General features: G+C 61.3%; 11 protein-coding genes. All 11 read left to right on the top strand.

What is annotated here, in order from left to right; all coding sequences use genetic code 11:
• Positions 1-2: 2 nt before the first annotated feature.
• Positions 3-1,175, top strand: coding sequence for a rod shape-determining protein RodA (gene rodA, locus CBY09_RS20935; protein WP_094291514.1), 1,173 nt, complete (start codon positions 3-5; stop codon positions 1,173-1,175).
• Between the two features lie 143 nt (positions 1,176-1,318).
• The gene (locus tag CBY09_RS20930) at positions 1,319-1,660 is read left to right on the top strand and encodes a YegP family protein (protein WP_094291513.1); all 342 of its coding nucleotides are present in this window, start codon (positions 1,319-1,321) and stop codon (positions 1,658-1,660) included.
• 80 nt (positions 1,661-1,740) lie between these two features.
• Positions 1,741-3,225: a metalloprotease TldD gene (gene tldD, locus CBY09_RS20925; RefSeq protein WP_094291512.1), complete on the top strand. Its 1,485-nt coding sequence runs from the start codon at positions 1,741-1,743 to the stop codon at positions 3,223-3,225.
• 106 nt (positions 3,226-3,331) lie between these two features.
• Positions 3,332-3,868, top strand: a complete 537-nt coding sequence (locus tag CBY09_RS20920) for a hypothetical protein (RefSeq protein ID WP_094291699.1) — start codon at positions 3,332-3,334, stop codon at positions 3,866-3,868.
• A gap of 286 nt (positions 3,869-4,154) precedes the next feature.
• Positions 4,155-5,276 (top strand): 3-deoxy-7-phosphoheptulonate synthase, encoded by a 1,122-nt coding sequence (locus CBY09_RS20915; protein ID WP_094291511.1) that lies wholly within the window; start codon positions 4,155-4,157, stop codon positions 5,274-5,276.
• 131 nt (positions 5,277-5,407) lie between these two features.
• Positions 5,408-5,719 (top strand): hypothetical protein, encoded by a 312-nt coding sequence (locus tag CBY09_RS20910; protein WP_094291510.1) that lies wholly within the window; start codon positions 5,408-5,410, stop codon positions 5,717-5,719.
• Positions 5,720-5,930: 211 nt separating this feature from the next.
• Positions 5,931-8,096 (top strand): type I secretion system permease/ATPase, encoded by a 2,166-nt coding sequence (locus tag CBY09_RS20905; RefSeq protein ID WP_094291509.1) that lies wholly within the window; start codon positions 5,931-5,933, stop codon positions 8,094-8,096.
• A complete protein-coding gene (locus CBY09_RS20900; protein WP_165773956.1) occupies positions 8,093-9,514 on the top strand; it encodes an HlyD family type I secretion periplasmic adaptor subunit in 1,422 nt (473 codons plus the stop codon). The genes CBY09_RS20905 and CBY09_RS20900 overlap by 4 nt, the downstream gene beginning before the upstream one ends.
• A 182-nt stretch (positions 9,515-9,696) precedes the next feature.
• Positions 9,697-10,191: a helix-turn-helix transcriptional regulator gene (locus CBY09_RS20895; protein ID WP_205734187.1), complete on the top strand. Its 495-nt coding sequence runs from the start codon at positions 9,697-9,699 to the stop codon at positions 10,189-10,191.
• Complete coding sequence (locus tag CBY09_RS20890; protein WP_094291506.1) at positions 10,184-10,408, top strand: hypothetical protein; 225 nt, start codon at positions 10,184-10,186, stop codon at positions 10,406-10,408. The genes CBY09_RS20895 and CBY09_RS20890 overlap by 8 nt, the downstream gene beginning before the upstream one ends.
• Before the next feature lie 164 nt (positions 10,409-10,572).
• Positions 10,573-11,409: retention module-containing protein (locus tag CBY09_RS23765; RefSeq protein WP_133066322.1), on the top strand; the 837-nt coding region annotated here is incomplete at its 3' end.

Here is an 11,409-nt window from a genome sequence, read left to right as displayed (position 1 = left end):
GGATGGCCGTCGTATTTGAAAAGCCCACGCTCTCCCAGCGCCTTGTTCCCCTTTTCCGTGGGTTCGACCTTCCCCTCATTCTGGTGGTGGCCCTGCTGACCTGCGCGGGCCTGACGGCCATGTACTCCTCGGGCTTCGACCACGGCACCCGTTTTGCCGACCACGGGCGCAACATGCTGATTGCGGGCGCTATTCTTTTTGTAGTGTCCCAGGTGCCGCCGCAAAAGATCATGGCCTGCGCCGTGCCGCTGTACGCAGCGGGGGTGGCGCTGCTGGTGGCCGTGGCGCTGTTCGGCATCACCAAGAAGGGGGCTACACGCTGGATCAATGTGGGCATCGTCATCCAGCCCAGTGAAATCCTCAAGATTGCGATGCCGCTGATGCTGGCCTGGTGGTTCCAGAAGCGCGAGGGCACCTTGCGCCCGCTGGATTTTGTGGCGGCGGGGCTGCTGCTGGTGGTGCCGGTGGGCCTGATCATGAAGCAGCCCGACCTGGGCACCTCGCTGCTGGTGCTGGCGGCGGGCCTGTCGGTGATCTTCTTTGCCGGCCTGTCCTGGAAACTGGTGCTGCCGCCAGTGCTCATTGGCGGCCTGGGCATTGCCATCCTGGTGATCATGGGCGATGCGTGGTGCGCGGACGGGGTGCGCTGGCCCGTGTTGCACGATTATCAGCAGCAGCGCATCTGCACGCTGCTGGACCCCACCCGCGACCCGCTGGGCAAGGGCTTCCACATCATCCAGGGCATGATCGCCATCGGCTCGGGGGGCGTGTGGGGCAAGGGCTTCATGGCTGGCACGCAGACCCACCTGGAGTTCATCCCCGAGCGCACCACCGACTTCATCTTCGCCGCCTATTCCGAGGAGTTTGGCCTCGCAGGCAACCTGTTCCTGATCGTCTGTTTCCTGCTTCTCGTCTGGCGCGGCCTGGCGATTGCCGTGGGAGCCACCAGCCTGTTCGGGCGCCTGATGGCAGGTGCCGTGTCGATGATCTTCTTCACCTATGCCTTCGTGAACATGGGCATGGTCAGTGGCATTCTGCCCGTGGTGGGGGTGCCGCTGCCCTTCATCAGCTATGGCGGCACGGCCATGGTCACGCTGGGGCTGGCGCTGGGCATCCTGATGTCGGTGGCACGAGCGCAGAAGCAGGACACCAAGGACCCTCGGGCGGCGCTTTAGGGGCTGATTGCTATCCCCTGCGAGACCGCAGGTTCGCTCATGGCCGGGTCTGGCGCAGGGGCTTGTGTGGCGTTGCGTGCGCCGGGCCTTCCGGTTACAAAGTGGCTGCCAACTGTGTTTTGGCAACCTCTGGAGGTACTCCCATGGCGTCGAAGTTCGAGCTGAAGAAGTCCAAGAACGACAAGTTTGTGTTCAACCTCCTGGCGGGCAACGGGCAGGTCATCCTGACCAGCGAGATGTACGACTCCAAGGCCAGCGCGCTCAACGGCATTGAGTCCGTCAAGAAGAATGCGCCCAACGACGGCCGCTATGGACGGCTCTGTGCCAAGGACGGCTCCCCCTACTTCACGCTCAAGGCGGCCAACGGCCAGGTGATCGGCCAAAGCCAGATGTACTCCGGCGAAAAGGCGCGCGACGCGGGCATCGAGTCCGTCCAGCAGAACGCCCCTGGCGCGCCAACCAGCGACCTGACAGCGGCAGGCTGAGGGGCTGAAGCCCGGGTGCGGGCGCTGCCGCCCGTGCCCTTGCGCCCGTGCGGGCATGGCCGGGCGCCTAAAATGCCCCGATGACTTTCCGCACTCCCACTGCCGCCCCCCAGCGCGCGGCAACCAGCCAGCGCATCGATGTTGCCCGTGAACTGCTGCTGACCCCCTTCGGCCTCGACGAAAGCCACCTGGCCCGAGCTCTGGCCGAGATCCGTGCCCACCAGGTGGACGATGCCGACCTGTACTTCCAGTACACGCGCAGCGAAGGCTGGAGCTTGGAGGAAGGCATCGTCAAGACGGGCTCCTTCAGCATCGACCAGGGCGTGGGTGTGCGTGCCGTGAGCGGCGAGAAGACGGCCTTTGCGTATTCCGACGACATCTCCGAGGCATCGCTGCTGGACGCGGCCCGCACTGTGCGGTCTATTTCAGCCTCTGCGCGCGCAGGTAAAGCAAAGGTTGCTACTAAAAAAGTAGCGTTGAGCCGCAGCCTGTACCCGGGTGTGGACCCGATCGCTTCGCTGGACAGCACGGCCAAGGTCGCGCTGCTGGAGCGGCTGGAGCAACGCGCCCGTGCCAAGGACCCGCGCGTGGCCCAGGTCATGGCGGGCCTGGCCAGCGAGTACGACGTGGTGCTGGTGGCCCGTGCCGATGGCACCCTGGCAGCCGATGTGCGTCCGCTGGTGCGCCTGTCGGTCACGGTGATCGCCGAGCAGAACGGCCGCCGCGAGATGGGCTCCGCCGGCGGCGGCGGGCGTTTTGGCCTGGCCTATTTCGACGACGAGCAGATGGGCAAGTATGTGGATGAAGCCGTGAATGCCGCCCTGGTCAACCTCGAATCGCGCCCCGCGCCAGCGGGCGAGATGACGGTGGTGCTGGGTTCGGGCTGGCCCGGCATCCTGCTGCACGAGGCCGTGGGCCACGGGCTGGAGGGCGACTTCAACCGCAAGGGCTCCAGCGCCTTCAGCGGCCGCATCGGCCAGCGGGTGGCGGCCAAGGGTGTCACGGTGCTGGACGATGGCACCATCGCCGACCGCCGGGGCTCGCTCAACGTGGACGACGAGGGCCACGCCAGCCAGCGCAATGTGCTGATCGAGGACGGCATCCTCAAAGGTTACATTCAGGACAGCCTCAACGCGCGCCTGATGGGCGTGGCGCCCACCGGCAACGGCCGCCGCGAGAGCTACGCCCACATCCCCATGCCCCGCATGACCAACACTTACATGCTGGGTGGCGACAAGGACCCACAGGAAATCATCGCCAGCATCAAGAAGGGCCTGTACGCCAGCAACTTTGGTGGCGGCCAGGTGGACATCACCTCGGGCAAGTTTGTGTTCTCGGCCAGTGAGGCCTACTGGGTCGAGAACGGCAAGATCCAGTACCCCGTGAAGGGCGCCACCATCGTGGGCAGCGGCCCCGAGTCGCTCAAGAAGGTCACCATGATCGGCAACGACATGCGCCTGGACAGCGGCGTGGGCACCTGTGGCAAGGAAGGCCAGAGCGTGCCCGTGGGCGTGGGCCAACCCACGCTGCGCATCGAGGGGTTGACGGTGGGCGGGACGGCCTGAGATCTGGCGCGGGTGCGCCCATGTGTTGCGCGCTCCCACCACCTGCGTTTCGCAGAAGGTGCAAAGCGCTGCGCAGCTCTGCAGGCAGCGCAAAATGGGGATCACCATGCCTGCCACGCGTCCCAGCCAACTGCTGACACTCCAGTCGTTTGGGGACATCAGCCGTTTTTTGCGGGAAGGTGTCGCCGACGAAGACTCGCGCCAATTGCGCGACAGCCTGGGTGCGCTGTCCATGCAGATCGACGAAGCAGTTCGCGCCCGCCGCACCAGTACGGACACGACCGAGATCACGCGGCGCGTTGTGGCGCTTTCGCACTGCGCAAGAGAGCACCAGCTGTTCTTGACGGGCCTGGGCTCCGCCTGGCATGCGCTGTACGAGTTTGGCGCCTACCAGCGCGCGTTGCGCGACTTGCGCAATGCCATTGCCGACTGGCAGCAGATGCTGGAGCGCCGCAGCACCCGCGAAAGCGCGAGTTTTGACCACTTCGAGCTGCTGGCATGGCGCACGCTGGGCGAGGCGCTGTTGCTGGTGGATATGTACGAGCACCAGAGCGATCCTCCCAGCGATCTTCAGGAGGTGCCGCCGCGCAAGGTGTCAGCGCTGCAGCGCATGCAGGCCTGGTTGCGCCGCTTGCGAAGCTGAGGCGCAAGCCTGGGCATTCGGTTTTAAATGGTGCAGGTTGTCGTGCAATCGCAACAGTCTGGGGTTGCTGCACTGCCGCACTCCTGTGCTACATTGGCTGCCATGCAAGTTCGCAGCGCGTTTTATTTTTGGTTTTTTATCTCGGTCCCCGGCGGATGAGAGGAAAACGCGCAAGCAAACACAACCTCCCCATACCAACCGCCGACGCTGCAAAGCCCGGCGGTTTTTTGTTTTTCAGCCCTCCCGTTTTTCCATCCACTCCAACCGACTCCACGAGGAAGCAACCATGACGGTCTCCAACACCCCCACCAGCGATGCCTGGTACCGCAGCGTCGAGAAAACCAGCCAGACCGACGACGAACGTATCAAGGACATCACCGTGTTGCCTCCTCCTGAGCATCTGATCCGCTTCTTCCCCATCGGCGGTACGCCGGTGGAGACGCTGATCACCCAGACCCGCAAGAACATCCACAACATCATGGCTGGCAAGGACGACCGCCTGCTGGTCATCATCGGCCCCTGTTCCATCCATGATCCCGCTGCTGCTGTGGACTACGCACGCCGCCTGATGGCCGTGCGCAGGCAGTACGCCGACACCCTTGAAATTGTGATGCGTGTGTATTTCGAGAAGCCACGCACCACCGTCGGCTGGAAGGGCCTCATCAACGACCCCTACCTGGACGAGAGCTACCGCATCGACGAGGGCCTGCGCATTGCGCGCCAGTTGCTGATCGAGATCAACCGCCTGGGCATGCCTGCAGGCAGCGAGTTTCTCGACGTGATCTCGCCCCAGTACATCGGCGACCTCATCAGCTGGGGCGCGATTGGTGCGCGCACCACCGAAAGCCAGGTGCACCGTGAACTGGCCTCGGGCATCTCCGCGCCCATCGGCTTCAAGAATGGCACGGACGGCAACATCCGCATCGCCACCGACGCCATCCAGTCGGCCAGCCGGGGCCACCACTTCCTGTCGGTGCACAAGAACGGCCAGGTTGCCATCGTCAACACCAAGGGCAACAAGGACTGCCACGTGATCTTGCGCGGCGGCAAGACGCCCAACTACGACGCCGCCAGCGTGGCCGCTGCCTGCAAGGACCTCGAAGCCGCCAAGCTGCCCGCCACGCTGATGGTGGATTGCAGCCACGCCAACAGCAGCAAGCAGCACGAAAAGCAGCTTGAAGTGGCGCGTGACGTTGCGGCGCAATTGGCGGGTGGCTCGCGCAGCGTGTTTGGTCTCATGATTGAAAGCCACCTCACGGCAGGGGCCCAGAAGTTCACCCCAGGCAAGGACGATGCGAGCAAGCTGGAATACGGCAAAAGCATCACTGACGCCTGCCTGGGCTGGGATGATTCGCTGCAGGCGTTGGCAGAACTGTCTGACGCTGTGAAAGCGCGCCGCGCGCGTTGAGTGCCTGCGCAGCGACTGGCTCTAAACTGAGACCCCAGAAGACTGCATATCCCGTGCAGTTCCGGGCTTCCATGGGCCTCTTGGATGGGCCCTTGGAGCAAGTCCGCAGTTCAGAAGAAAGGTGAGTCACCATGCATAGCGAAGTGTCGGTCAAGCTGACCGGAGACCAAGAGTTCCGTTTTGACCTGGAGGGCGCAGAGCCCATGGGCCACGAGGCAGGGCGGCGCTGGCTGGATGAGCAATTCATCTCGCTCGACTGCGAACCACTGCGCGCCAGCGGCAAGGTGCTGCTGGCCGACAAGGTGCTCACCGTGGCCCGCGCCGCAGGGGCGCCGCTGATGCAAGACGCCGCCTGGTCGCGCGACTTTGCGCGCGCTGCCAGCGCTGCGCTGGCCAAGCCCATCGTGCGGGTGGATGTGCCGGGCATGGCAGTGACTTTCTGATTTTTTTGCCTGATGGGCAGTCTGCGGATGCATCGATGGCGTTCTCCCTGACGGTGCAGAAACTTGCATAGCCATTTGCTAACGAATTTTTTGGGCCATCGGATTTTTTACTGCAGGTACGGGTTTTCCCGTGCGCTGCACATTTACCGTTCGACGATTTCGTTTCCATGTGTTTCACTTTCAAAACAGTGAAATTCCAAGGGAATGAGCTATGTACTCGGAGGCGGTTCAGTCGAGCCATCCAGCCTCGCAGCAGGCGGCCTGTAGAGACTATCTGCTCGACTGTTTACTCATTACAGCTCGCTGCCACGGCGAAACGCTGACCCGTGATGCAATCATGGCGGGGCTGCCTGCCAACAAGGCACGGCTTACCCCTGGGCTGTTCGCCCGTGCGGCCCGCAGGGCGCGGTTCAGTTCCCAACTGGTGCGAAGCCCGCTTGTGCGGCTCAACCCGGCGTTGTTGCCAGCAATTTTGTTGCTGCGCGATGGAAGCGCGTGTGTACTGACTGGGTGGGATGCCCAGCAAACTGTAGCGCACGTGATCTATACCGATTTGCCCGACAGCCAAGTCGTGGTGGACCGCGTCGCCCTGGAGGCGCTCTACAGTGGTTCCTCCATCTACTTGCGGCCGACCATGCGTTTTGATGCTCGGGCTCCGCAAGTTCATGCAGGCCGCCAAGGGCACTGGTTCTGGAGTGTCATAGCGGAGAACAGAGGGCTGTATCGGGACGTGCTGCTGGCGGCGTTCATTGCCAACTTGCTTGCCCTGGGGCTGCCCATTTTTGTTCGAGTGGTGTATGACCGGGTGGTTCCCAACAACGCACTGGACACACTGTGGGTACTGGCGGTGGGACTAATGGTAGTGCTGGTGGGAGATTTGGTGCTGCGCATCCTGCGCAGTCGTTTTGTGGATCTGGCCAGCAGTCGTGCTGACATTCGTTTGTCCGCGTTGATCATGGAGCGTGTGCTGGGCATGAGGATGGAGCTGCGCACCACGTCGGCTGGCTCCTTTGCCGCAAACCTGCGCGCTTTTGAGGCCGTTCGGGAATTCATCGGATCGGCCACGGTGATCGCCTTTATTGACCTGCCTTTCGCGCTGATTTTCATGGCGGTCATCGCATGGATAGCTCCGCCCATGTTGATCCCCCTGGTTGTTGGATGCGCCTTCATGCTGCTCTTCTCCCTTGGTGTTCAAAGGCAGATGCGTCGCCTTTCCGAAACTGCCCATAGAGCGGGTGCGCAGCGCAACGCCACGTTGATAGAAGGGCTCGTGGGTATGGAGACGCTTAAGACCTTGGGGGCAGAGGCTGTCGTGCAACGCAAATGGGAGCAGAGCGTCGCCTTGCTATCACGGGTGGGGGTCCAGTTGCGATTCCTGTCCACATCGGTCATGCAAAGCTCCTCCTTCGTACAGCAGTTAATCAGTTTGGTAATCGTGATCATTGGCGTTTACATGATCGCGGACAAGCAACTCACCATCGGTGGCCTGATCGCGTGCACCATGCTCGCGTCCCGGGCTATGGTTCCAGTGGGGCAAGTGGCCGGCTTGCTGGTTCAGTACCATGCGGCGTCTACTGCGCTCAGCTCCCTTGACGAGGTGATGCAGCGCGAGGTGGAGCGTCCGGAAGGGGCGGGTTTCATCAGCCGTGGCGCTCTGCTCGGTGCCATAGAGTTCCGTGATGTCAGCTTCACCTATCCGGGGCAGCAAGTGCCCGCTTTGCGCAAGCTGTCTTTTTCCATCCAGCCCGGGGAGCGGGTTGCGATTCTTGGACGCATTGGCTCCGGGAAGACCACCTTGGAAAAGCTGATTCTGGGGTTGTACCGCCCGTCAGAAGGGGCTGTTCTCATCGATGGCATTGACCACCGTCAACTGGACCCGGCAGAACTGCGTCGGCAGATTGGTTGTGTGCAGCAGGACGTCATGCTGTTTTATGGCACTTTGCGCGAGAACATCACCATGGGAGCCCCGCTGGCCGATGACGCAGAGGTGATCAAAGCGGCAGAAGTGGCGGGTATCCTGGACTTGGTCAATGGGCATCCGCAAGGTTTTGACATGGTGGTGGGAGAGCGCGGTGAGTCCCTCTCCGGTGGTCAGCGCCAGGGGGTTGCCATTGCGCGTGCCGTCATCAATGACCCTGCGATCGTGCTGCTCGACGAACCAACGTCTGCCATGGATCACTCCAGCGAAGAGGGGATCAAAAAGCGCTTGAGCGCTTTTAGCCAGGGCAAGACCTTGATTCTTGTCAGTCACCGGGTGTCGTTGCTTGACATGGTGGATCGCATCATAGTGATGGACGCCGGGCGCATAGTGGCGGACGGACCCAAGGACCAGGTTGTCACTGCCCTGCGGCAGGGCCGCATTGGAAAGGCGGCATGACCATGACCGCCAGTGCAGAACACGGTGCTTATGAAGCACGGCACCATGCAAGCCAAAGCGCCACAGTTGCAGGCGAAGGGTTGTTTGGGCGATTTCTGCAACGCGTGGCAAGGTCAAGCCATGGGCCGATTGATGCGGAGGGCGATGCTGATTGGGCCCGGCTGCAGCAAGAGCCACTTCGGGCCCGCCTTCTCTTGAGGTTTGCTGCACTGATCGTTTTGGTGCTGCTGGGTTGGGCGGCGGTATCCCCGATTGACGAGGTAACTCGTGGAGATGCGAAAGTGGTTCCATCCAGTCAAGTACAGATAGTGCAGAGCGTGGACGGCGGGGTGGTGGAGTCGTTGCTGGTGCGTGAAGGTCAAGTGGTAGAGGCGGGTCAGCTTTTGATGAGTGTGGATCCCACACGGTTTGTTTCCAACATGCTGGAGAGTCGCGCCAGCCAGTTGGCGTTGCAGGCAAAAGCCTTGCGGCTGCAAGCTTTGACGCGGGGCTTGGCTTTTAACCCTTCACCTGAGTTGCAGCGTGATGCGCCAGAGATTGTGGCGCAGGAGCGGCGACTTTATGAGTCTCGTCGCGAGGAGATCAGTGCGCAGATATCGATCTCGCAAAATCAATTGATGCAGCGCCGCCAGGAATTGAATGAGGTACGGGCGCGTTTGGCACAGGCCAATCAGGGTATGGCATACCTGCAGCAGGAGTTGAGCGCCACCCGCCCCATGGTCAAAACCGGGGCGGTGTCAGAAGTCGAAGTTTTGCGGTTGGAGCGGGATGTATCCCGACTCAAAGGCGACCAGGAGCAGGCCACCGCCCAGATGTCCCGCGTGCAAGCCGCAATCCAGGAGGCAGAACGCCGCATTGAAGAGGTTCAACTGACTGCGCGCAATCAGATGAGTGCTGAGTTGTCAGAAACCATGAGCAAGCTTTCAAGCCTGTCAGAGGGCGGGCGGGCGCTTGCCGACAAAGTCAAACACGCTGAAATCAGGTCCCCCGTACGAGGTACCGTGAAGCGTGTGCTGGTGAACACCGTGGGCGGGGTGGTGCAGCCTGGCAAAGAGGTTCTGGAAATTGTGCCGCTGGATGACACCCTGATCCTTGAGGCCAAAATTTCGCCCAAGGACATTGCCTTCCTTGGCCCGGGGCAGAAGGCACTGGTGAAGTTCACGGCCTACGACTTTTCTATTTACGGTGGGCTTGATGCCGACGTGATCGGCATTGGCGCAGATTCACTCGTGGATGACAAAGGCAACGCTTTTTATCTGGTGCGGGTGCGTACCCACAAACCCAGCCTGGGGGACAGCCAGCCCATCATCCCTGGAATGGTGGCGCAGGTTGACATTCTCACTGGCAAGAAGACGATCCTGTCTTATCTGCTGAAGCCCGTCCTTCGAGCCAAGGCCAATGCACTGTCCGAACGATGAAAACCAGACATTGTTTTCTCACCGGGGCTCTGGTGAATGTGCCAGCCCGTTGGTACCAGGCGTTCCCTGAGGGCATTGCTTTGCCTGGCCCGCCGTTGCCTCCGCACGAACCGCCGAGCCCGGACAGCCCAGCCTCGGCAGGCGTAACTGTGGTGTGGGTGCCCGTCGCCCACACGAACTGGATGGAATGGCTGTTGCAGCTGTCAAGAGAAGCGCCCGCATGCCACCCAGTGGTTCTATCGGCGATGCCTGAGGATCAGGAGGCACTGCTTGCGTTGCAAGCGGGTGCAAAAGGATATGTCCATTTGCACTCCGCGCCCTCCTTGTTTAGGGAGGTGGCTGTTGTTGTAGAGCACGGCGGTCTATGGCCAGGGGCGGGTTTGGTGGCCCGGTTTCTTGCAGCCACGACCAACTTGCTGCAACGCAGCGAAACCGCGGGACGTGGTGACATTTCGATGCTATCGGCCCGCGAAAGCCAAGTGGCCAAGGCCGTAGCTGCGGGGCTCTCCAACAAAGAAGTGGCATCACGCTTGAACATTTCAGAGCGGACCGTCAAAGCACATCTGGGCGCTGTGTTTGAGAAGCTGGAGGTGCGTGACAGGCTTCAACTGGCGCTCTTCCTGTCTGCTGGTGCTCGCACACCTCGCAAGGCTGGCGCGGAGGGCGGTGATGCCTGATAAGCACCCCAATCCCAACCCCCTCAGTGAGACCGATGCCAGCCTTGCCCGGGTGACGGAAGATTTGATCAATCTCCTTGTTGAGCGAGGGGTGATCCGATTTACAGATTTGCCGCAGGCCGCCCAGGACAAACTGCTAGCCAGGCAACAAACCCGGTCTCATCTGGCCAATAGTTTGCGTCTGCTGAGTGATGAGGGTGAGGACGGCCTCTTGTGAGCAACGGGGTTTCTGCCAGCGTGTTCTGTCTCTGCTCGATCAGTCTGGTTGTTGCCGGTGCGCTGTCCTTTTTATCGCTCGCGCATGCGGGGTAAGCCGAAGTTGTACTTCAGTCCAATAGCCAGCCTTGCGTTACAGGGCTAACCTGCGTTCCATCTGCTGGAATGGATGCATTGAGCATTCCAAGCCATGCGGTTGTGGAGACGATCATGACTCAAATCGCTACCGTTGTTGCTGTCGTCGGGACCGCTTTTGCTACTGACACAGCGGGGATTCGCCACCAAGTGCAAGTTGGCGAGTCTCTGCAACTTGGGGATGTCATTGTTACCCTGGGAGACTCTCGCATTGAGTTGCAAATGAGCGACGGCGATGTTTTTCAGATGGCTGCGAATGAGAACGTGAAGCTCGATGACAGCATGGTGGAAGCGCCTGGAGGTACCCCTGCCGTAGAGAACAGCGTAGCCGATGGCAGCATTCAGGCTGTGATTGAGGCCCTGCAGCGTGGGGGTGACCTGGATGAATTGGAAGCCACCGCGGCGGGCGGCGGTGGCGGTGGCGGTGGCGGTGGCCATGGCTTTGTGCAGTTGCTGCGCAATGGGGAAGAGACCGATGGGGTGGAGTACCAGTTCGGTTTTGAACCCCAAGCAGCGGCGGCTTTGGTTGGCTCGGGTGATGCATTCATTGAGTCCGATGCCGATGCCGATGCAGATGCCGATGCCGATGCAGATGCCGATGCAGATGCCGATGCAGATGCCGATGCAGATGCAGATGCAGATGCAGATGCCGATGCAGATGCAGATGCAGATGCAGATGCCGATGCAGATGCAGATGCAGAAGCAGATGCCGATGCAGATGCAGATGCCGATGCAGATGCAGATGCCGATGCAGATGCAGATGCCGATGCAGATGCAGATGCCGATGCAGATGCAGATGCAGATGCCGATGCCGATGCAGATGCAGATGCCGATGCAGATGCCGATGCAGATGCAGATGCAGATGCA

It is taken from the genome of Acidovorax kalamii (assembly GCF_002245625.1).
Lineage (GTDB): Bacteria > Pseudomonadota > Gammaproteobacteria > Burkholderiales > Burkholderiaceae_C > Acidovorax > Acidovorax kalamii.
Note: the sequence above shows the minus strand (reverse complement) of the source record. Positions and strands in the feature narration are given on the sequence as shown.